This window comes from Halomonas sp. KM007 (assembly GCF_050709225.1).
Lineage (GTDB): Bacteria > Pseudomonadota > Gammaproteobacteria > Pseudomonadales > Halomonadaceae > Vreelandella > Vreelandella hamiltonii.
Map to the genome: position 1 here is coordinate 1,375,808 of NZ_CP136131.1, position 21,138 is coordinate 1,396,945.

A 21,138-nucleotide genomic window follows, 5' to 3' on the forward strand; every position below is an offset into this window, starting at 1 on the left:
GCTCACTCTCCTTCGCCCAGGGCTTCCACACGAATGCGGGTGACAGGGCCTGCGATATCGGCCATGGCCTCGATCTCACGGATCGCTGCATTCATCTGGCGCTCTTTGGTGCGATGGGTCAGCAGAATGATTGGTACCAGCTCACCTTCGGTGGCTTCTTTCTGGATCAGCGCTTCAATGGAGATGCCCTGCTCGGCCAGAATGGTCGCTACACGGGCCAGCACGCCGGGGCGGTCCACCGCCAGCAGGCGCAGGTAGTACGCCGTGGTGATCTCTTCCATGGGCATGATCGGCAGCTGGCTGACATCTTCGTCGATGCCGCTGAACGCCAGGTAAGGCACTCGATAGTGGTGGTCGGTGGCGATATCACGTGCCACGTCCAGCAGGTCGGCCACCACGGCCGAAGCCGTCGGCTCGGCACCGGCACCGGCACCGTAATAGAGCGTCGGGCCCACGGCGTCGCCCATGACCGCGATGGCGTTTTTCACCCCGTGGACATTGGCCAGCAAACGCTCTTTTGGAATCAGCGTGGGATGCACCCGCAGCTCCAGCCCTTGCTCGGTACGCTTGGAGATGCCCAGGTGCTTGATCACATAACCGAGGTTGTCGGCTTGCTCCACGTCTTCGGCGGTGATCCGCGAGATGCCTTCGGTAAAGGCTTTTTCAAACTGCAGCGGCACGCCATAGGCGATGGAGGCCAGGATGGTCAGCTTGTGGGCGGCATCGATGCCTTCCACATCGAAGGTGGGGTCGGCTTCCGCGTAGCCCAGCGCCTGGGCTTCGGCCAGCACGTCTTCAAAGGCACGGCCCTCGTCCCGCATGTGGGTCAGGATGAAGTTGCCGGTGCCGTTGATGATACCGGCCACCCACTCGATACGGTTGGCACCCAGCCCCTCACGCAGGGACTTGATGACGGGAATGCCGCCAGCCACTGCCGCCTCGAACGCCACGATCACGCCCTTTTCGTGGGCCGCGCGGAAGATTTCGTTGCCGTGCACCGCGATCAGTGCCTTGTTGGCCGTCACCACGTGCTTGCCATTGGCAATGGCCGTCAGCACCAGCTCACGGGCGATGTCGTAGCCACCGATCAGTTCGACGAGCACGTCCACGTTGGGGTTGTTGGCCACTTCGAACACGTCGGTGGTGGCGTTGATGCCGGTAATATCGCAGTCAGCATGAATACTGCGGTGGGCGACCTGTTCGATGACGATGGGACGGCCCGCGCGGCGACTGATATCGTCCGCATTACGCGTCAGCACGTTGAACGTGCCACCACCAACCGTACCTAGCCCACAAATGCCTACTCTTACCGGTTTCAAAATACTTCCCCTTTCGTGTTGGGCGCCCTTGGGCACCGCCTCGTGATTCAGTGTCTCAGCGCTATGTTCGTCACTCGGGTGACGTTATTCATCTTCCAAGCCTAACATGGCCACCAGCCGCTCGGCAGGCACAAAACCCGGCACCATCTGGCCGCTGGGCAGCACGATGGCAGGGGTGCCTTGAACCCCGAGCGCCTGGCCCAGCGCATACTGCTCGGCGACCGGGTTGTCGCACCGCGCACTGGCGCCAATGGCCAGCCGCTCCTTGGCCTGATTCATCGCTTCGCTGCGATTGTCGGAGCACCATACCTGCTGAAGCGTTTCCGCAGCGGCGCTGCTCATGCCCGCGCGCGGGAAGGCCAGATAGTGTACCGCAATCCCGCGCTCGTTGAGCTCTGGAATCGTCTCGTGCAAGCGCTCGCAGTAGGGGCAGGTAGGATCGGTAAACACGATGACCGTTGCCTTGGGCTCACCGACGCCGCGAAAGATGACACGTTCGTCTTCGGGGATGGCGGCCAGCGCCTCGGCCCGCTGCTGATTGCGCGACTGCTCGGTCAGGTTGACCAGCCCATTATCGGCGTTTTCAAACAGATCCCCCACCAGAAAGTGGCTGCCATCGGCATTGGAGTAGAACGACTCACCGCTCTCCAGGCGCACATGGTAGATGCCCTCCATCGGCGTGACGCTGACCTGCTCCACCGGCATCGGCTGGCCATTGACACTCAGGCTTTCGGCCAAGCGGTCGGCCGTGGCGTCCGCCAGGGCCAGCGAGGGCAGCAGGCTGATTGCCAGCACCCACCAGGGGGCACGGGACGCTACACATTCAGGTATACGTTGACGCATTCTTTTCTCAACCTCTTGGATGGTGGTCGGCATGCAGCTGCTCCAGGCGCGCCTGGGCGACGTGCGTATAAATTTGCGTGGTCGATAGATCGCTATGACCCAGCAGCAGCTGTACGACACGTAAATTGGCACCATGATTCAATAAGTGGGTGGCAAACGCATGACGCAGCGTATGCGGCGACAGTGGCCTCGAGATACCGGCCGTGATGGCGTGGGCCTTGATACGGTGCCAAAAGGTCTGGCGGGTCATGGCACGGTCACCCCGACCGGGAAACAGAGCAGGCCGCGTCGGGTCCTGCATCAAGGCAGGACGCGCCGTGCGCAGGTAGCGCTCCAACCACTCGGCAGCCTCTTCTCCCATGGGCACCAGGCGATCCTTGTCGCCCTTGCCTCGCACCCGCACCACTCCTTGGCGCAGGTTCACCGCATCGCCGGTCAAACCCACCAGCTCGGAAACCCGCAACCCACAGGCGTACAGCAACTCCAGCATGGCGCGGTCACGCACGCCCAGCGGCGTTTCGATGTCCGGCGCCAGCAACAGCCGCTCCACTTCGTCTTCTTCCAGTGTATTGGGCAGGCTGGGGCGCACCCGTGGCAGCGCCACGCGGGCCAACGGGTCGGCATCGATATGCCCGTACAGCCGCGCCCAGCGATAGAAGCTGCGCAGCGACGACACCAGGCGCGCATTGCTGCGCAGCTGATACCCCTGCTCACGGCGCTGGTCGAGCCACACGCCCAGGCGGTCCGGCGAGGCCGTCAACAGCGTCTCGCCCTCCTCCGCCAGCCACTGCTGCCAGGCCGTCAAGTCTCGACGGTAGGCCGCTAGCGTATGGTCACTGGCGCCCTGCTCTAACCACAGAGCATCCAGATACGCATCGATCATGCTCATACGCAAACGGTCTCACGGTAGAACGATAAACAAAAACCCCGCTCCGCAAAGCGGTAACGGGGTTTTCCGTATCCGAGCGCCAAGCGCCCGTGAAAGCGTGGCGATTAAGCCAGCTTTTCCTTGATACGCGCCGACTTACCGCTACGCTCACGCAGGTAGTACAGCTTGGCTTGACGAACGTCACCGCGACGCTTGACTTCGATGGAGTCTACCAGCGGGCTGTAGGTCTGGAAAGTACGCTCAACACCAACACCGTGAGAAATCTTGCGCACGGTGAAAGCGGAGTTCAGGCCACGGTTACGCTTGCCGATGACCACACCTTCAAACGCCTGCAGACGCTCGCGAGTACCTTCTTTTACTTTAACCTGAACGACGACGGTGTCGCCCGGTGCAAAAGCAGGAATCTCTTTGCTCATTTGCTCGGCTTCGATCGCCTGGATCACCTTGTTCTTGCTGCTCATCTTCATACTCCTAAATAACGTAGTGGTTTGCCGCGCAGTTGTGGAAGGGGCAAACCGTGATCCCGGCGCTCGAAGCGAGCCACGCGGGAGTCGTTATGGGTGACACAGGTGCGTTGGCCAACGCCTTCGCCCTGCACCGCCGCCATCCTCTAAGGTGTCGTTGTCGACACGACAGACGAGGCGTGCTCCTCGATAAACTCATCCAGCAGCCGTTGCTGCTCGGCATCCAGGGTACGTCCGCTCAGCAGGTCGGGTCGACGCTGCCAGGTACGCCCCAGAGACTGCTTCAACCGCCAGCGCTTGATGGCGGCATGGTTACCGCTCAACAGCACGTCCGGCACTTTGCGCCCGTCGATCACTTCCGGGCGAGTATAGTGCGGGCAGTCCAGCAGGCCGTCGTTAAACGAGTCCTCGATAGCGGAGTCCTGATGACCCAGTACACCGGGTATCAGCCTTGCCGCTGCGTCGATCAGTACCATGGCCGGCAGTTCGCCGCCACTGAGCACATAATCACCGATCGACCACTCTTCATCGATGTCACTCTCCACCACACGCTCGTCGATACCTTCATAGCGTCCGGCCACCACCACCAGGGGTCCTGCGGCGGCCAGCGCCTGAACTCCCTGCTGATCAAGCTTGCGCCCCTGGGGCGACAAGTAGATCACGGTGGGCGTCAAACCGGTTGCCTGCTCCGCGCGCTGGCGGGCATCGGCAATCGCAGCCCTGAGGGTATCGACCTTCATCAGCATGCCGGGGCCACCCCCGTAAGGGCGATCATCGACACTGCGATGGCGGTCGGTGGCGTAGTCGCGTGGATTCCAGAACTCCAGGGCAATCTGCTGCTTCTCGACGGCACGACCGATCACACCCTGCTGGGTAATCGCATCGAACATGTCAGGGAACAGCGATACCACGCCAATCCACATGGCGGGCGCGTCTGTCGCACTTTCCACGGGTACCGGTGAAGTCATCGTCGCATCCGTTTCCGTTCGTTCCGTCAAAGCGTTCTGGCTCATCAAAACTCGGGGTCCCAGTCGACGACCATACGGCCCTCTTCCAGGTGGATCTCAACGATCACGTCATCGGGCAGGAAAGGCAACAATCGCTCTCGCTTGTCGATTGCGTCGTCGTCTCCACGTACCACCATGACATCGTTTGCGCCGGTCTCGAACAGGTAGCTGACCCGTCCCAGCCGCTCGCCTGACTGAGTAAAGACCGCGAGGCCCTCAAGCTCATGCCAGTAATACTCATCGTCGGAAAGCTCGGGCAGTGCGTCCTTGGGCATCAGAATGTCCGCCTGGGCCAGCGCTTCGGCTGCCGTTCGGTCATCGACCCCTTTCAGTTGCACAACCAGTCCCTTACCCTGCCGACTGCCCTGAACGACGCGCATGGGGGTCAACGTATTACCTTGACGCACCCACCACTCAGGGTACTCCAGAATGCTGTCCATGGGATTGGTATAGGAGTAGACCTTCAGCCAACCTTTGATCCCGTGAGGGCTGGTCAGCTTACCAAGCACAACGTGCGTGTCGTCAGTCGGGCTGGTTTCAAAACGCGTCATTGACGACCACTCCAGCTACAACAGCATCTATTGCTATGACTTGCGACGGGCAACAGGCTTAGGCCTGCTTGCGCGCTTCTTTAACCAGCTCAGCAACGCGACCAGACAGCTGGGCGCCTTGGCTCTGCCAGTGAGTCACACGGTCCAGATCAACGCGCAGACGCTCTTCCTGACCACGGGCAACCGGGTTGAAGAAACCGATACGCTCGATGAAACGGCCGTCACGGGCGTTGCGAGAGTCGGTCACGGTCAGGTGATAAAAGGGACGCTTCTTGGCGCCACCACGTGCCAAACGAATGGTAACCATACGATAACTATCCTTCGGTTGAGGTTACGCGAGTGGGGCATAGCGCCAATGCGCTATCAGAACACTCGTCATACTGTTTTCTTGGTGCTCCTGCCTCACCAGGGCTTGCGAAGCGCTTGCCTGGCCCAGCAGAGGGCACCTTCAGGACCTTCATCCATGGAATATCGCCCAGTGCCAGAGCACATTTCAGCAACACCCAAACATGAAGAGGCCGCATTCTACGCAAATGCGACCTGCTTGGAAAGCCTGACAGCCAGAAAACTCACAGGCCGTCAACCTTGCAAAGGAGCATCAGACGGGCTCAGCGCCAGGGCAAACCACCCGGGCCACCCATTCCGCCCATGCCTCCCATACCGCCGGGGCCACCTGGGCCGCCGGGGCCTTTACCGCCCATCAGGCCAGACATGCCACGCATCATCTTCTGCATGCCGCCCTTCTGCCCGGCTTTCTTCATCATTTTCTGCATTTGCTTGTGCTGCTTCAGCAGCCGGTTCAGGTCCGGCACCTGAAGTCCGGCACCTGCCGCGATGCGGCGCTTGCGCGAACCGTTGATGATATCGGGCTTGCGGCGCTCTTTGGGCGTCATGGAGTTGATCAGCGCCTCCAGCTTGCCCAGCTCCTTTTCTGGCCCGGGGCCTTGGGCCATCTCTGCCATCTGACCCATGCCCGGCAGCTTGCCCAACAGGCCGCCCATGCCGCCCATTTTCTTGAGCTGCTGGAGCTGGTCGCGGAAATCTTCCAGGTCGAAGCCATCGCCTTTCTTGACCTTGCTGGCCAGCTTCGCGGCCTTGTCCTTGTCGACGGTGCGTTCGGCTTCTTCGATCAGCGACAGCATGTCGCCCATGCCCAGAATGCGCGAGGCTACCCGATCAGGATGGAAGGGCTCCAGGGCATCGACCTTTTCACCCACCCCCATGAACTTGATCGGCTTGCCGGTCACGTGGCGCACCGACAGCGCGGCACCGCCACGGGCGTCACCGTCGGCCTTGGTCAGAATGACGCCGGTTAGCGGCAGCGCTTCATGGAAGGCCTTGGCGGTATTCACCGCATCCTGACCGGTCATGGCGTCGACGACGAACAGCGTTTCCTGGGGAGCAATGGCTTTATGCAGCGCCTGAATTTCGGCCATCATGGCGTCGTCGATGGCCAGGCGGCCAGCGGTATCTACCAGTACGACGTCATGGAACTGGATCTTGGCGTGCTTGATGGCTGCCGTGGCGATATCGACGGGCTTCTCGTCGGAGCGCGATGGATAGAAGTCGACCTGCACCTCTTTGGCCAAGGTTTCCAGCTGGTCGATGGCCGCAGGGCGATAGACGTCTGCCGAAACCACCAGCACTTTCTTCTTTTCGCGCTCGCGCAGGTAACGGGCCAGCTTGGCCACCGAGGTGGTCTTGCCCGCGCCCTGCAAACCGGCCATCAGCACCACGGCAGGAGAGCCTTTCAGGGAGAGACCTTCATTGGCCTCGCCCATGATGGCTTCCAGCTCCTGCTGGACGATCTTGACGAACTGCTGACCCGGCGACAGGCTCTTGGAGACTTCCTGACCCACCGCACGTTCACGCACCCGCTCGATGAACGCCTTGACCACGGGCAGCGCCACGTCGGCTTCGAGCAATGCCTTGCGCACTTCTCGCAGCGTGTCTTTGATGTTGTCGTCGGTCAGGCGCGCCTGACCCTTGATAGACTTCAGCGTCTGGGATAGACGCTCACTCAAATTCTGAAACATGGGGCCTCTGCCTCCGTCGCTGTCGCCGGGAGTCTTCTCCGGACGAATGTGGCGCCAATTATACGCGTTCACGCCGCGAGTCTCCATGACCGCGAGCGTTGGCTAGCCATGACTGTGCGACGCTGCCATGATTCGTTATAGTAGCAGTACTGCTCTGGAAAGAGCGGCAGTGACCGGGCCCTGCGGCGTTTTTGCAGAAACGTTTGGCCGGTCGCCACGTTTACCCCATGACGCGCTGCCAGGCGCACGGATAGCATCATGCAGGCGCTACCTTTCGCCACGATTGCCTTTGTACTCTATGTTGCTGCTGCCATCTGGCAGGGCATGACGCTGTTTCGCCGCGTGCCGCCACGCCAAGGCATGGTGCGCCTGCTGGGCACCCTTGGCTTGCTGCTGCATATCCCCGTGGTGGTCAAACTGGTGGGCGCCGCCCCCGGCCTGCTGCCGGGCTTCACCACCAGCGCCACGCTACTGATGGCCGTGGCGGTCAACGTGGTGCTGGTGGCCAGCCTGTTCAAGCCCGTCTTGAACGCCGGTATCGTGCTGTTTCCGCTGGCGGGCATCGCGCTCATCGTCGCCACCTGGCTGCCCAGCCAGGGTAGCGACAGCGGCTTGACCCCCGGCATTCTGCTGCACGCGGTCAGCTCGGCCCTGGCCTTCGCCGTGCTGGCCATCGCTGCCGTGCAGGCGGTACTGGTGGGGCTGCAAAATCAGGCCCTGCGCCATCACCACATTCGCGGCATCGTGCAGTCACTGCCACCGCTGACCACCATGGAGCGGGTGCTGTTCGAGCTGGTGTGGGCGGGCATTCTGCTGCTCACGGCATCCATCGCCAGCGGCCTGATCTTCCTGGACAACCTGTTTGCACAACACCTGGCCCACAAGACCGTGCTGTCGCTGGGGGCCTGGATCATCTTCACGACGCTGCTGGTGGGCCGCTACCGTTTCGGCTGGCGTGGCATGCGCGCGGTGCGCTGGACCCTCGGGGGCTGCGCTCTGCTGCTGCTGGCGTATTTCGGCAGCAAGTTCGTGCTGGAAATCCTGCTGAATCGCTAAGCGCTCCTTGACACGCTACCCGCATGACTCTACAAATCGAGCCTGATACGCCATAAAGGAACATTCGACTTGAGCGACGACTTCCCCCTGGGGTTACTGTTCGGCCTGCTAGCCTTGCTGATTTTACTGTCTGCCTTCTTCTCCAGCTCCGAAACGGGCATGATGTCGATCAACCGCTATCGACTCAGCCACCAAGCCAACAGCGGCGACCGTAGCGCCAAGCGCGTGATGCGCTTGCTCACCCGCCCTGATCGACTCATTGGCGTTATTCTGATTGGCAATAACTTCGTCAATAACTTGGCAGCCTCCATTGCCACGATTATTGCTATCCACTTTTTTGGCGATGTGTCCGGCCCGGCTATTTCCACCGCGTTGCTCACCATCACCATTCTGATTTTCGCGGAAGTTACACCCAAAACCTACGCGGCCATCAAGCCTGAGCGCATTGCTTACCCCACCTCCTACGCCCTGGAGCCGCTGCTAAAGCTACTCTACCCCTTGGTATGGCTGGTCAATGTGATGTCGAACGGTCTGCTAAGGCTGATTGGCGTGAAAAGCGTGGATAGTGGCGGCGATAGCCTAACTCGTGACGAGCTGCGTACCGTGGTACATGAAGCGGGCACCCTGATCCCTTACCGCCACCGGGCCATGCTGCTGTCGATTCTGGATCTCGAAAACGTCACGGTGAACGACATCATGGTGCCGCGGCATGAAGTGCTGGGCATCGATCTGGATGATTCCCTGGAAGAGATCCTGACCCAGATCCGCACCAGCCAGCATACTCGCTTGCCGGTCTACAAAGGTGATATCAACAATATCATCGGCATGCTGCACCTGCGGAACGCAGCGCGCTTTTTATCCCGCGATGAAGTCACCAAGGCCGCCATCGTTCAGGAAGCACGCGAGCCCTATTTCATTCCCGAGTCGACACCGCTGCATACCCAACTGCTGAACTTCCAGAAACAGAAACGGCGCATCGGCATCGTCGTCGACGAGTATGGCGATGTGGAAGGACTGGTCACTCTGGAAGACATTCTGGAAGAGATCGTCGGCGAGTTCACCACCGACGTGTCCGAAGACGAAGAGATTCATCAGCAGGACGATGGCAGCCACGTCATAGAAGGCACGGCCAATATCCGCGAGATCAACAAGATGCTGGGCTGGCAACTGCCCACTGACGGCCCGAAAACCCTCAACGGGCTGATTCTCGAACATCTGGAATCTTTCCCGGACGGCCCGGCCTGCCTGCAGATAGGCAATACGCGAATGGAAATTCTCGAGATTCGTGACAACCTGATCACTTCCGCCCGCTGCTGGCAGAAGCTCCGCCTGCCGCGTCGTTGATGCGGCTAACGGTGCGCGATGTCGCTATCGGCCGCTGCCTTGAGCGCCCTTACCCGGGTCTCCAGGTAGCGCCGCAGGGCAACGCCCTCCACCTTTTGTACGGCAATGGGCGGGCCAAAGTGCAGGCTGACCGGCGCTCTGAACCGCGACGGCCACTTCTTCAAGGCTTTTCCGCCGTGATGTGACGTCCAGGAACCCCACAGCCCGGCCAGCCCGGCAGGGATCACCGGCACGTTGTCACGAGCCAGAATGGTCTCCAGCCCACGGCGAAAGGTGTGAATCTCGCCATCGGGGGTCAAGCGCCCTTCCGGAAACACCATGACCACGTCGCCGTCGCGCAGCGCCTTGCTGACCTCGTCCAGCGTGCGCCGCAGCGCGCCGGGGCTATGGCGCTCCGACTCGATGGGAATGGCACCTACCAGTTGAAACCACCACTTGAGCCAGCGGGACTCGAAGATGGGCTGGTCCATCACGAACCGCAGCGGTCGGGGGCTGGCGCCTCCCAGTACCAGAGCGTCCATGAAACTGACATGGTTGCACACCACCAGCGCAGCGCCTTGTTTCGGCACATGCCCTTGCCCATGCACCGTCAGCCGATAGCAGCCACGCATGGCGAGATAGATCAATCGACGTAGCAGGCGGCGCAGCGCCTTCACCCCTCCTGTCACGTCACCGCCTCCCGGTGCCGCAATCCGGCCAGAACCGTGCTCATCAACTGGTCCAGCAACTCATCGACCTTCAGCTGCTGCCCCTGCCAGTAGCCCAGCCGTTCATTCAACCCCAACTGCACCAGGCCATGCACACTTCCCCACAGCGTGCGCCCCAGGCGGCGCGCTTCGAGATCGTCCAGCGCGGGCTGGTACTGTTTCAGTGAGGTTTCCACCTGAGTAAACAGCGCCTCGATGAGATCGCTTTGGCGCTGATCCAGCTCACCCTCCTGGGCCAGCGGATAGTCGAACAACAGCTGCCAGCGGTAACAATCCTGCTCGGCAAAGCGCCAATAGGCATGCGCCAGAGCACGCAGCCAAGGCTCAGGGTCATCGGCCGCCAAGCCGGTAATGGTCTGCTGCAACCGGGCCAGGGTTTCAACGTTGACATGCTGCAACAGGTTATTGAAGCTGCCATATAACTTGAGCAGGGTACTGGGCGCACAGCCCACTTCTCGGGCCAGGGCACGCAGTGATAGGCCATGAACTGGCTGCTGAGCCAACCACTCATCACAAGCGTGCATGACCTGCGTATGGAGGGCGTCGGGCGCATGCTGTCTGGGACGGGCCATGGCGATCTCTTAGGGTCAACGGCAAACAGGAAAGATTGCCTCATCGCGCTTTAGCGAGAGCAAGGACTACGATAGGATACCTTACATCGAACACTGTTTTCGACACTAAAACACGGCATTTAACGTATTCACACCGCTGACACCGTTTTGACCTTGCCCAGTGGCAGTCAAGCGACCGCGTTGCACTCGAGGAGACCGCATGACGGGACGCCTACACGTACAGCGCTTACCGCTCGCTCGTCTATTGCCGGAGCTGGCCTCGGCGGCGCCGCTGATCGAGTCGCCGAACATGGCCCCGCGCCAGCCCGTCTCTGCCATTCGCATGGCACAGGGTCGCATGACGCTGGCACCGCTGTTCTGGGGCCTTACCCCCCCTTGGCTGAAAGTGCTCGACCACGCCCCCCACTGTGCCAGGGCCGAAACCCTGAGCAAACGCGCCATGTTTCAGGAGGCGTTCAACGCCCGGCGCTGCGTGATCCCGGTGAGCGGCTTTTATGTCTGGAAGCCTCAGGCGCGCAACAAGCAGCCTTATCTGGTGACCCACGTGCAGCGCGCGCCCCTTCTGCTGGGCGCCCTCTGGTGCCGCTATCACACCACCTTGACGACCTTTACCGACTCGACGGCCTTGATCAGCGTGCCGGCCAATGCCTGCCTGTCACCGCTGACCGACCGCCTGCCGGTGGTGATCGCCCCCGAAGACGTATCGACATGGCTGGACCCGAACACCGACCCCGACCAACTGACACCGCTATTGATGCCGGCCCCTCTGGAACTGTTGGGCGCTTTTCCGGTATCAAGGCATGTGAACAACCCTGCCTTTCAGTCACCCTCCTGCGCGCATCCCGTTGGGCCCATGCTGCGCTGGACCGTGCCACAGGAGCTGTAATGCTGCGACTCATCCCTGCTTACCCGCCGCGCCTTGCTGCGCGGCACATCGTCCTTGGCCTGTCTACAGGGCTACTTTGGGGGGCACTGCCCGCCACCTGGGCCGAAGAGAGCCCCATTGCCGACATCGTGACCCCCACCGTCAGCCCCTTCGACGAGCGTGACTACCGGGTACTGACGCTGGAAAATGGCCTACAGGCGCTGCTGGTCAGCGACCCCAGCGCCGACAAGGCGGCGGCCTCCATGAACGTGCGGGTCGGCAGTGCACAAGACCCGGAAGACCTGCAGGGGCTGGCGCACTTCCTGGAACACATGCTGTTTCTGGGCACCGAACCCTACCCCCAGTCGGATGCCTACCAGCGTTTCATTTCCGATAATGCGGGCTCCCACAACGCCTTCACTGCCCAGCAGGACACCAACTACTTCTTCGATGTCGCGCCCTCGGCACTGCCCGGCGCCTTGGATCGTTTCAGCGAATTCTTCCTCTCACCGCTGTTCAATGCCGACCAGCTGGAGAGCGAACGCAATATCGTCCACTCCGAGTACATGGCGCGCATACGTGATGAGTCGCGGCGCGAGAACGACGTCCTGAACCAGTTGCTCAACCCAGCGAACGCCACCACCGGCTTTGCCGTGGGCAGCCGTGACACCCTGGCCAATCCGCCAGAGGGCGAGGCGACGCTGCGTGAGCGGGTGATCGACTTCTATCATCGCTACTACGATGCCAATGTGATGAACCTGGCCGTGGTCGCTCCCCAGCCGCTGGACGAGCTGGAAAGCCTGGTGGTCGAGCGCTTTGCCGAGATCCCGGATCACGGTCTCAGCGTGCCGGTAATCGATGCACCGCTGGTGGATTCGGACACGCTCCCCCGCTATATCGAGCGTCAATCGCTGCAGGATCGCCGTCAGCTGCGCTTTTACTTTCCGATTCCAGACCCCACGGACGAGTACCGCACCAAGCCCACCCAGCTCATGTCTCATCTGCTGGGTGACGAGAGCGACGGCAGCTTACTGGCCGTGCTCCGCCAGGCAGGACTGGCCGACGGGCTATCCGCCGGCGTGGGCCGCGGTGACGGCAACCACGCCCTGTTCACCGTCTCCATCAGCCTGACCCCCGCCGGGGCCGAGCGGCTGGACGACATCGAAGCCACCCTCTTCGCCGCCATCGAGCAAATTCGTGAAGAGGGCCTGGCCGAATGGCGCTATGAGGAACAGCAGCGGTTGAGCGAGCAGGCCTTCCGCTTCCAGCAGCACGGCGCGCCCCAACAGGAAGCCACGCGCCTAGCCATGAGCCTTTCGCGCTACCCCGTGGAAGACGTGCAATACGCGCCGTATCGCATGGATGGCATGGATAGCGAGCGTCAGCAGGAGTATCTGGATGCGCTGACGCCTCAGAACATGCTGCGCTTCTACTCCGCCCCGGATATCGAAAGCGAACAGGTCTCGCCCTGGTTCAATACCCAGTGGCGCGAGCAGAAGCCTGCACAGCCGGGCCGGGCCCTGGAGGGCCTGGCGCTGGCAGAACCCAACCCCTTCATTGCCGAAGACCTGACGCTGCAGCCCGGCCAGGACGAGCGCCCCTCCTCGCTCATCGACACAGAGACCTTTGCCGCCTGGCACATGCAGGATAGTCGATTCAACACGCCCAGCGTCGAATGGCGGGTCAGCCTGCAGCACCCCAGCGCCAGCTACTCAGCCGAAGAAGCGGTGCTGACACGCCTGCTGGCCAGCTGGCTGAACGACAGCCTCAACGAATCACTCTACCCCGCCTGGCTGGCAGGGCAAGCCTTCAGCGCCTACCCCCATGCACGCGGCATCACGCTGTCGTTTTCGGGTTGGCGGGATGGGCAAACGCCGCTGATCGAGCAGGCCATTGCGCAGCTCCAGCAGGCCGACATTTCGGCAAGTGCCTTCGAGCGCGTGCGCTACCAGCTGCAACGCGAGTGGCGTAATGCACCGCAGGCATCGCTCACCGGACAGGCCAGCCGCGCGCTGGGCGAAGCCCTGCTGACCCCGCAGTGGTCCAGTGCCGAGCTGCTGGAAGCAAGCCAGCGCCTGGAGAAACAGCACCTGGACAACTTCCGGCGCCGCTTCCTGGGCAATCTGTACATCGATGCCATGGCCGTGGGTAACCTGACCGCCGACCAGGCACGGGAGCAGGCCAGTCTGATCCGCGGCGCCCTGACGCCACGTCTGAGCCGTGACGACATTCCCACCCTGCAGCCGCTGCGGGTGGCCAATGACGCCACCACGCTACAGCCTCACAGCACCCGTGAAGAGTCGCTGGTACTCCGCTACCTGCAAGGGCGCGATCAGAGCCTCGAAGAGCAGGCACGACTCAGCGTCCTGGCGCAGTGGCTGGATACGCCGTTCTACCAGCAGCTGCGTACCGAAGAGCAGCTGGGCTATATCGTCAATGCAGGCTACTCGCCGCTACTGGAAGCACCGGGGGTTGCGCTGATCGTTCAGTCGCCCGATGTGGATAGCGCCACGATCGCCGAGCGCATGGATGACTTCTTGCACCAGGCGCAAGCGCGCCTCGAAGCGCTGAGCGATGAGGAGCTGGCCGCGCACCGTCAGGCCGTGCACGACCGGCTGCGCCAGCGGGACACCAGCCTGCAGGGCATGGCCAACCGCTACTGGCAGGCCACGGCGCTGGAAGAGATTCGGTTTGACCGCCGCGAGCGGCTGGCCGAGCTGGCTCTGGACGTTACCCCGGAAGCGCTGCAGACACTGTGGCCCGAGCTGCTCGGCCATCGTCTGGACATCCGCTTCGACCCAGGTGACGCGCCCAGCGACATCACTGCCTACCGCAACGCACGCGCCTCCTTCAACGAGCGCTAGCCTGCCACCCCGCTCAGGCGTCGAACGCCTGGGCGGGCATCATGGCCTCCACGTACATCACCAGCTCTTCCAGTATCTGCCGCTCATGGTCACTCAGCGACTGCTGATTGTACCGCTCGATTTCTCGGGCAAACGCTTTCAAGGTAAACTCGGATAACGCCGGATCGTTCATGCGCATCCAGCGAAAAGCTTCCCACTGCTCACGCTCATCGCCTTCCAGCGTTTCCGGATAGCTACGGGCGCGGAAACGGAACAGCATCTCTTCCAGACGCGGGTCCTGAAAGGCAAAGCGCTGGCCCACCAGATCCCATGGCTCCATGGCCAGCACGCTTTCCATCTGCTGGCGGTCTGCCGCCGAGAAAAAGCTGCCGGCGTACAGCATCAGGTCAGGGTCCTGGGGAGAGGCGTCATGCTTGGCATCAAACACCTCTCTGACCTTCTGGGCCACCCCGGCGGCAGCGCGCAGGGTTTTCCAGTGCCCTCGACAGGCCGCAATATCGACGCCCAGCCGGGCAGCAATCGCCCCGTACTCTCCCTTGTGCTCACCCTCGATATCCTTGAGCACCGTGGCTGGAAAGACCACCGGGCAGCGGTTGATATGAATCACCTTGAGGGGAATACGCGCCTCGCCTTCAGAAAGATCCTGCTGGCTGACGAACACCCGCTCACGAATCTGCTCGGCACTCAATGAGAGCAGGTCGTCCGGTGCCACGCTCAGGTCATAGACGATCACCCCGTTGGGGTTGGTGGGATGCTCGGCCAAGGGCATGACCAGGGCGCTACAGCCACGACTGGCCGGGTAGCGGCGCGAGATATGCAGCAGCGGCTTGGCATTCGGCAAATCCAGCTGCTGGGCCACCGCCCGTTTGCCGCGCAGGCCCAGCAAGTAGTCGAACAGCTTGGGATTGCGCGTCTTGAGCAACCTGGCCAAGGCAATGGTGGCACGCACATCGGCCACCGCATCGTGGGCCCCTTCGTGGGCAATGCCATTGGCCGCCGTCAGATGCTCCAGTTTGAAGCTGGGTGCGCCATCGTCACGTAGCGGCCACTCGATACCCTCCGGGCGCAGCGCGTAAAAAGCCCGTACGACGTCGATCAGGTCCCAGCGAGAATTGCCGTTCTTCCACTCACGGGCATAGGGGTCGAGCAGGTTGCGATAAAACAGGTGGCGGGAGACTTCATCGTCGAAGCGCAGACTGTTGTAACCCGCGACACAGGTGCCCGGCTCGCTCATGGCGCGCTGTACCTGCTGGGCAAACTGGGCTTCCGGCAGCCCTTTGCGACGGGCTTTCTGAGGCGTGATGCCGGTAATCAGACAGGCTGCCGGATGCGGCAGGTAGTCGTCGGCGGGCTTGCAGTAGAGCTCGATGGGATCGCCGATTTCGTTGAGCTCGGCGTCAGTGCGCAGTGCCGCAAACTGGGCAGGCCGATCACGGCGTGGGTCAGCACCGAAGGTCTCGTAGTCGTGCCATAGAAAACTGGCCGGGGCGGCATGGGATGGCGCCATGAATGCATACTCCCTTGAGCGAAATCCCCCACCCACAGGCAACGCCCATGCGGGTCGGGTGGGAACAAAAGCTCAAGACTAGCACACCCACGACGCCTATCGCCGCTACATCGCCCAGCCCCTAGCTCTTGGGCAACGTCACGTTCAGCTCCAGCACCGAACAGTTGTCTTCACTGTCCAGGGAGATTTGAATGGCATCGTCATCCACGTGCACATAGCGGCGGATGACCTCCAGCAGTTCGCGCTCAAGCAGCGGCATGTAGTCTGGCTGACCACGCTGGCTACGCTGATGCGCCACGATGATTTGCAATCGTTCCTTGGCCACCGAGGCGGATTTCTTGCGCTCACGCTTCAAGAATTCCAGCAGTTTCATCGACGACTACCCCCAAACATCCGGCTCAGCAATCCCTTGCGCTGAAGCTCATGAAAACGTAGCGGCATCTCTTCACCCAGCAGCCGAGACACAGTGTCGGCGTAGGCTTGCCCAGCATCACTGGCCGCATCGTGGGTCACCGGCACCCCCTGGTTGGAAGCGCGCAGCACCGCTTCGGATTCCGGAATCAACCCCAACAGGTCGATGGCCAGAATCTCGCGAATGTCTTCCAGCGTGAGCATGTCGCCCGAGGTCACACGCGACGGGTTGTAGCGGGTGATCAACAGGTGCTCCTTGACCGGCTCCAGCCCCTGCTCGGCACGTTGGGTTTTCGAGCCCAACAGCCCCAGAATACGATCCGAATCACGTACCGACGACACCTCGGGATTAGTCACCACGATGGCTTCGTCAGCAAAGTACATGGCCAACTGGGCGCCACGCTCGATACCTGCCGGGGAGTCACACAGGATGAAGTCGAAGTCTTCCTTCAACTGCTCCAGGATCTTTTCCACGCCTTCCTGAGTCAGCGCATCCTTGTCGCGGGTTTGCGACGCGGGGAGGATAAACAGGTTCTCTACCCGCTTGTCACGAATCAACGCCTGATTCAGACCAGCTTCTCCCTGGATCACGTTGACCAGATCGTAGACCACGCGACGCTCGCACCCCATGATCAGGTCCAGGTTACGCAGCCCCACATCGAAATCGATCACTACGGTTTTCTTTCCGCGCAGTGCCAGGCCCGTCGAAATCGCCGCAGCGCTGGTAGTTTTACCGACCCCCCCTTTACCAGAGGTCACCACAATAATTTTGGCCAAGAGTCACTTCCTTCTTGAAGTCGTTTATGGCGAGCGCCGTGGCGCTATTCACCTAACGGGAACATCAATGTCGTCAAAAGCGGTACTGTAACGGATCGCGACGGCGGCGTCGCTAGGCAGAAAACATCAGCCTCTGCCCGGCGGTTCAGCCACTCGGCTCAGTCCAAAGGTTTGATATCCAGCTGTTCCGCGATGAAATGCACCTCAGCTGCCCGCCCCAGCAGTTGAGAGTCGATATCTTCCAGACGCTTGTAGTTGCCCGCCACGGACAGTAGCTCGGCTTCCAGTTCCCGGCAGTAGATGCCGGCATCGGTATTGCCATGGATACCTGCCAGGGCACGCCCTCGCAAGGCACCGTAAATATGGATACTGCCTGCCGCCAATACTTCGGCGCCTGCGTTCACCGCGCCAATCACGATCAGGTCGCCTGCGGCAGAGCTTACCTGCTGCCCGGAGCGCACCGTCCCTCTGTAGAGGCGCGTAACCCCCGGCACTTGCGTGGGCTGAAGCGCTTCTTCCTCATCTTCCTGGGTTGGTTCAGTCAGCGGCGCGACGCTTTCCAACGCCCTTGCACGCCCCTCTTCTACCGGGGCAAACCAGCCCAGCCCCAGCGCCCAGGCAGACTGGCGGATCGGCTCGGCGCCTCCGCGTACGGCCACGGGCAACAGCTTGTGATCGCGACATACGGCACAGATACGCTCCAGCGCCAGGTGCGGCTCATCGAGCTTTTCCACACTCAACACAACCGGTGTATGCTGAAAGAACGCGGGTGATTGCGACAACTTGCCTGCCAACTGACGCCGGATGCGCTCCGGATCAGCACTGGTCAACTCCATGACGGTCATCGGCAGCATGCCGCCTTTGAAGGTGAAGGCTATGTCGGCACTGTTGGCGTTGAGGCTCATGGCCGAACTCCATGTCTTGTTCAGGTAAAATAAGGGTAGCGCAATCTCGCGCCTTGGGTTGTGATTGACTGGAAAACTCACAACCATAGGGCAAAGCTAAGCGACAGCGGCGATGACTGCAACCACCTACTCATCGATGGCTGATTTTTTTCATGTTACGCACCTCTTGGCAGGATGATCCATGCACGGACTGTTACGACGCCTGTTCGCTCCTCGGTGGCAACACCCCGATCCCGAGGTGCGTCTCAAGGCACTTCACACGCTGGACCCGCAGCATCCTGAGCAGCGCACCGCGCTTGTCACGCTCGCCCGGGACGACAACGCCGACGTCGCACTGGCCGCTTTGCTGGCGCTGGATGACCTGAAAGGCTTGATGGCAGGCTACTCCGGGCAAGCCGCTAATGAGGCGTGGTTCAACGCGCTTTGCCAGCGACTTGCCGGGGCCGAGGGCCGCACCGACCTCGCCACGCGCCAAACCCTGGTGGCCGAGCTGAGCGACCCACGAGTGTTGAACGCGTTGACTGGCCTAGGCGACAACCTGAGCCTGCGCCTGGCCGCCCTGGAGCGGATTACCGATGAGCAGATACTGGTGGAGCACGCCTGCCATAACAGCGTGGCGGTCGTTCGCCAGCAGGCAGCCGAGCGCATCACCGACGAAGACAACCTCAAGCGCTTGTTGAAAGAAGCCCGGCGCGACCGGCAGGTGGTGCGGCTGGCCAAGGAAAAGCTCACCCAGCGTCGCGACGATGCCGAATGGCTGGCCGATCAGTTGGCTCAACGCGAACACATCCTGACGCAAATGGAAAAGCACGCTCACGCGCCCTGGGAACCACTCTATGGCGGTCGCTTTCGCCACCTCGAGCGGGAATGGCGTCAGTTGGATCACCCGGCCACTGCCGAACAGGAGCAACGCTTCCAGCAGGCCGTACTGGGTTGCCGCAAAACGCTGCAAGACCATGAAGCACAGGAGCAGGCACGCCAGCAAAGCCTGGCAAGAAGAGCCGAAGTAGAGAACACTCGCGATCAGCTCTTGAGCGGGCTCGAAGAAACGCTGGAAGGCCTGACCCACGGCACCGACCTGACGGCTCAGGATATCGATAGCCTGCGCGCCCAGCGACAGCTTCTGGACCAGCGTTGGCAGGCGCTCTCCGATCAACACGCCCCCCATGAGACTGCCCAGCAGCGCTATTTCCATGTGCTGCAGCAGTACGAACACTGCCTGGAGGCCTGGCAGCGCTGGCTGTCGGTACGCAGCGCACTGGAACAAGCGGTGGTACAGCATGACACCACGGCGCTCCGCGCACTGATGACCCAGTGCGACTGGCCTGCCACCTTGACGCCTCCCACCCTGCTGATCCAGGCGCAAAAACAGCTGGCACATACGCCCAAGACCAGCGCCTCACCGCCCTCGGGGCCCTCGTTCGAGGCCCTGGCAGCCGACCTGGACAGCTTCGAGCATCTGCTGGAGCGCGGCCCGTTCAAAAGCGCCAGCCGCCAGCACCAGCGCCTCAAGCCTCTGATAGAAGCGCTGTCCGGCGACGAGGCCCAACCCCTCAAGCGCCGACTCAAGCAGCTAGGCGCCCGACTGGCCGAACTGCGGGACTGGCGCGGCTTCGTGGCAGGCCCCAAACGTGAACAGCTGTGCGCCAGCATCGAGGCCCTGGCCGATGACCAGCACATGGCCGAAGCGGCACTGGACCGCCATCACCGCCAACTGGTCAAGGAGTGGAAAGCGCTGGGAGATGCCGCCGCCAATCGCGAGCAATCCGCACGCTTTCGCCACGCCTCCGACCGGATTCACGAGCGCCTGGCCCCTTGGCGCGCTCAGCTCGACGCCGAGCGCGACGCCAATCTGCGTGGCCGTGAAGCGCTCTGCGAACAGCTCGAAACCCTGTTGGCCCAGCCGGCCGAGGATGCCGACCCGGACGCGCTACGAGAAATTCGTGACAAGGCACGTCTTCAGTGGCGACATTACTCCCCCGTACCACGCGAGCATAGCGAAGCGATTGGCCGACGATTTGGCGCGATTCGCCATCGGCTGCAGGCTCTGATCGATCAGCGTGCGGAGCAGATTGCCAACCAAAAGCGCAATCTGATCGAACAGGTCAATGCTCTGCAAAGCGATGACGCCCAGCCGCTGGAAGCGCGCATTGCGCGCACCAAACAGCTGCAACAGCAGTGGCGAACCCTGGGACGTGCGCCAAAAGGTGAGGAACAGGCCCTCTGGAAAGCCTTCCGCAGCGCCTGCGACCAGCTGTTTGCACAGCGGGAAGCACGCAAGCAGGCCCAAGCCACGCGACAACAGCAGTCCCTGGACCAGTTGCAGGAGATCATCGATGAAATGGAAAGCTGGCAGCCCACCCGCGCCAGCGATACCCGCACCCTCGAGGAGTATCTCTCTCGTATCGAACAGTGGGAACCCCTGCCCAGGCATCGGCGCAGCGAGGGCATGCAGCGCCGTTTGGGCGGCATCGTGCGCGCCAAACGCGAGCGTCTGAACCAGCTGGCCATGACCGAGGCCGTGCATCAATGGCAAGCGCTGATGCCACTCGTCCATGCACACCTGCAGGCCGACCAGCAAGCGTTGCAAGGCGGGCCTGCTGCTGACGTCGAGGTGCCCGACGTGCAGGACAGGCCGCTACCCGAGACCTTTGCACACGCTCATCAACAGCGCAATCAGGCGCGACGAGCACTGCTTGCCGCCGGCACGCCCGCGCAGGATAACGCTCTGGAAGAGTCACTGGCCCGCCTGAGGGTGCATCTTTCGTTGCTGGCGCTAGGAACCGTCAATCAACGTGACGAGCCGCTGCGCCTGGCCATTCAGGTCGAGCGGCTCAACAGCGGTATCCATCAAACGCGCAGCCCCGTCGATGAGCTGAATGACGTCCTGGCCGAGCTGCTCGCACTGGGGCCGTTACCCAGCGAACTGTGGCAGCAAGAAGCGCCTGAAATCGAGCGACTGCTGCAGCGACTGGCCAGACCGCCTCAGCCCTGAATCCCTCCAAAGCAGACGGCACTCAC

At 61.8% G+C, this 21,138-nt stretch carries 19 protein-coding genes; 5 read left to right on the top strand and 14 right to left on the bottom strand.

The genetic code is table 11. The features are described 5' to 3' along the window. Window positions 1–2: 2 nt before the first annotated feature. The 8 genes from RVM27_RS06375 to ffh all read right to left on the bottom strand — a co-directional run bounded on the left by RVM27_RS06375 (window position 3) and on the right by ffh (window position 7,109). Window positions 3–1,319, bottom strand: coding sequence for a homoserine dehydrogenase (locus RVM27_RS06375; protein ID WP_498957606.1), 1,317 nt, complete (start codon window positions 1,317–1,319; stop codon window positions 3–5). An 84-nt stretch (window positions 1,320–1,403) separates the two neighbouring features. Continuing rightward, window positions 1,404–2,162: a DsbC family protein gene (locus RVM27_RS06380; protein WP_498957607.1), complete on the bottom strand. Its 759-nt coding sequence runs from the start codon at window positions 2,160–2,162 to the stop codon at window positions 1,404–1,406. 7 nt (window positions 2,163–2,169) lie between these two features. Continuing rightward, a complete protein-coding gene (gene xerD / locus RVM27_RS06385; RefSeq protein ID WP_016916000.1) occupies window positions 2,170–3,051 on the bottom strand; it encodes a site-specific tyrosine recombinase XerD in 882 nt (293 codons plus the stop codon). Window positions 3,052–3,155: 104 nt separating this feature from the next. Next, window positions 3,156–3,512 carry a 50S ribosomal protein L19 gene (rplS, locus tag RVM27_RS06390; protein ID WP_100731956.1) on the bottom strand — a complete coding sequence of 119 codons (357 nt, stop codon included), beginning with the start codon at window positions 3,510–3,512 and terminating at the stop codon, window positions 3,156–3,158. A 149-nt stretch (window positions 3,513–3,661) separates the two neighbouring features. After that, window positions 3,662–4,438, bottom strand: a complete 777-nt coding sequence (gene trmD, locus RVM27_RS06395; RefSeq protein ID WP_039183457.1) for a tRNA (guanosine(37)-N1)-methyltransferase TrmD — start codon at window positions 4,436–4,438, stop codon at window positions 3,662–3,664. An 89-nt stretch (window positions 4,439–4,527) separates the two neighbouring features. Next, on the bottom strand, window positions 4,528–5,073 hold the full coding sequence (gene rimM / locus RVM27_RS06400) for a ribosome maturation factor RimM (RefSeq protein ID WP_016915997.1): 546 nt from the start codon (window positions 5,071–5,073) through the stop codon (window positions 4,528–4,530). Between the two features lie 58 nt (window positions 5,074–5,131). After that, a complete protein-coding gene (gene rpsP / locus RVM27_RS06405) occupies window positions 5,132–5,380 on the bottom strand; it encodes a 30S ribosomal protein S16 (protein ID WP_009098555.1) in 249 nt (82 codons plus the stop codon). Between the two features lie 301 nt (window positions 5,381–5,681). Next, complete coding sequence (ffh, locus tag RVM27_RS06410; RefSeq protein ID WP_039183396.1) at window positions 5,682–7,109, bottom strand: signal recognition particle protein; 1,428 nt, start codon at window positions 7,107–7,109, stop codon at window positions 5,682–5,684. 258 nt (window positions 7,110–7,367) lie between these two features. Here ffh and RVM27_RS06415 point away from each other — a divergent pair, with 258 nt between their 5' ends. Together RVM27_RS06415 and RVM27_RS06420 are read left to right on the top strand one after the other, a co-directional pair. Beyond that, window positions 7,368–8,165, top strand: a complete 798-nt coding sequence (locus tag RVM27_RS06415; protein ID WP_498957608.1) for a cytochrome C assembly family protein — start codon at window positions 7,368–7,370, stop codon at window positions 8,163–8,165. Between the two features lie 69 nt (window positions 8,166–8,234). Beyond that, window positions 8,235–9,509: an HlyC/CorC family transporter gene (locus tag RVM27_RS06420; RefSeq protein WP_498940012.1), complete on the top strand. Its 1,275-nt coding sequence runs from the start codon at window positions 8,235–8,237 to the stop codon at window positions 9,507–9,509. Between the two features lie 5 nt (window positions 9,510–9,514). On the opposite strand, the gene RVM27_RS06425 is transcribed toward RVM27_RS06420, so the two are convergent. Next, window positions 9,515–10,177, bottom strand: a complete 663-nt coding sequence (locus RVM27_RS06425) for a 1-acyl-sn-glycerol-3-phosphate acyltransferase (RefSeq protein WP_498957609.1) — start codon at window positions 10,175–10,177, stop codon at window positions 9,515–9,517. Beyond that, the gene (locus RVM27_RS06430; protein WP_039183407.1) at window positions 10,174–10,788 is read right to left on the bottom strand and encodes a TetR/AcrR family transcriptional regulator; all 615 of its coding nucleotides are present in this window, start codon (window positions 10,786–10,788) and stop codon (window positions 10,174–10,176) included. The genes RVM27_RS06425 and RVM27_RS06430 overlap by 4 nt, the downstream gene beginning before the upstream one ends. Before the next feature lie 199 nt (window positions 10,789–10,987). Between RVM27_RS06430 and RVM27_RS06435 the strand changes: the two genes are divergently transcribed. Both RVM27_RS06435 and RVM27_RS06440 read left to right on the top strand, forming a co-directional pair. Beyond that, window positions 10,988–11,674, top strand: coding sequence for an SOS response-associated peptidase (locus RVM27_RS06435; protein WP_498957610.1), 687 nt, complete (start codon window positions 10,988–10,990; stop codon window positions 11,672–11,674). Further along, a complete protein-coding gene (locus tag RVM27_RS06440; RefSeq protein WP_498957611.1) occupies window positions 11,674–14,517 on the top strand; it encodes a M16 family metallopeptidase in 2,844 nt (947 codons plus the stop codon). The genes RVM27_RS06435 and RVM27_RS06440 overlap by 1 nt, the downstream gene beginning before the upstream one ends. 13 nt (window positions 14,518–14,530) lie before the next feature. On the opposite strand, the gene sbcB is transcribed toward RVM27_RS06440, so the two are convergent. The 4 genes from sbcB to minC all read right to left on the bottom strand — a co-directional run bounded on the left by sbcB (window position 14,531) and on the right by minC (window position 18,117). Further along, window positions 14,531–16,024: an exodeoxyribonuclease I gene (gene sbcB / locus RVM27_RS06445; protein ID WP_498957612.1), complete on the bottom strand. Its 1,494-nt coding sequence runs from the start codon at window positions 16,022–16,024 to the stop codon at window positions 14,531–14,533. Window positions 16,025–16,145: 121 nt separating this feature from the next. Next, entirely contained in the window at window positions 16,146–16,397 is a 252-nt protein-coding gene (gene minE / locus RVM27_RS06450; RefSeq protein ID WP_016915987.1) for a cell division topological specificity factor MinE, read from the bottom strand. Beyond that, a complete protein-coding gene (gene minD / locus RVM27_RS06455) occupies window positions 16,394–17,212 on the bottom strand; it encodes a septum site-determining protein MinD (RefSeq protein WP_081138813.1) in 819 nt (272 codons plus the stop codon). The genes minE and minD overlap by 4 nt, the downstream gene beginning before the upstream one ends. Before the next feature lie 158 nt (window positions 17,213–17,370). Continuing rightward, a complete protein-coding gene (gene minC, locus RVM27_RS06460) occupies window positions 17,371–18,117 on the bottom strand; it encodes a septum site-determining protein MinC (RefSeq protein ID WP_498940005.1) in 747 nt (248 codons plus the stop codon). 181 nt (window positions 18,118–18,298) lie between these two features. Between minC and RVM27_RS06465 the strand changes: the two genes are divergently transcribed. Then, entirely contained in the window at window positions 18,299–21,112 is a 2,814-nt protein-coding gene (locus RVM27_RS06465) for a DUF349 domain-containing protein (RefSeq protein WP_498957613.1), read from the top strand. Window positions 21,113–21,138 lie beyond the last annotated feature (26 nt).

What these genes read in the sequence shown, in the direction of transcription:
- RVM27_RS06380 (WP_498957607.1), bottom strand. Translation starts at nt 2,162, where the DNA reads ATGCGTCAACGTATACCTGAATGTGTAGCGTCCCGTGCCCCCTGGTGG.
- xerD (WP_016916000.1), bottom strand. Translation starts at nt 3,051, where the DNA reads ATGAGCATGATCGATGCGTATCTGGATGCTCTGTGGTTAGAGCAGGGC.
- rplS (WP_100731956.1), bottom strand. Translation starts at nt 3,512, where the DNA reads ATGAGCAGCAAGAACAAGGTGATCCAGGCGATCGAAGCCGAGCAAATG.
- trmD (WP_039183457.1), bottom strand. Translation starts at nt 4,438, where the DNA reads ATGTGGATTGGCGTGGTATCGCTGTTCCCTGACATGTTCGATGCGATT.
- rimM (WP_016915997.1), bottom strand. Translation starts at nt 5,073, where the DNA reads ATGACGCGTTTTGAAACCAGCCCGACTGACGACACGCACGTTGTGCTT.
- rpsP (WP_009098555.1), bottom strand. Translation starts at nt 5,380, where the DNA reads ATGGTTACCATTCGTTTGGCACGTGGTGGCGCCAAGAAGCGTCCCTTT.
- ffh (WP_039183396.1), bottom strand. Translation starts at nt 7,109, where the DNA reads ATGTTTCAGAATTTGAGTGAGCGTCTATCCCAGACGCTGAAGTCTATC.
- RVM27_RS06415 (WP_498957608.1), top strand. Translation starts at nt 7,368, where the DNA reads ATGCAGGCGCTACCTTTCGCCACGATTGCCTTTGTACTCTATGTTGCT.
- RVM27_RS06430 (WP_039183407.1), bottom strand. Translation starts at nt 10,788, where the DNA reads ATGGCCCGTCCCAGACAGCATGCGCCCGACGCCCTCCATACGCAGGTC.
- RVM27_RS06435 (WP_498957610.1), top strand. Translation starts at nt 10,988, where the DNA reads ATGACGGGACGCCTACACGTACAGCGCTTACCGCTCGCTCGTCTATTG.
- RVM27_RS06440 (WP_498957611.1), top strand. Translation starts at nt 11,674, where the DNA reads ATGCTGCGACTCATCCCTGCTTACCCGCCGCGCCTTGCTGCGCGGCAC.
- sbcB (WP_498957612.1), bottom strand. Translation starts at nt 16,024, where the DNA reads ATGGCGCCATCCCATGCCGCCCCGGCCAGTTTTCTATGGCACGACTAC.
- minE (WP_016915987.1), bottom strand. Translation starts at nt 16,397, where the DNA reads ATGAAACTGCTGGAATTCTTGAAGCGTGAGCGCAAGAAATCCGCCTCG.
- minC (WP_498940005.1), bottom strand. Translation starts at nt 18,117, where the DNA reads ATGAGCCTCAACGCCAACAGTGCCGACATAGCCTTCACCTTCAAAGGC.
- RVM27_RS06465 (WP_498957613.1), top strand. Translation starts at nt 18,299, where the DNA reads ATGCACGGACTGTTACGACGCCTGTTCGCTCCTCGGTGGCAACACCCC.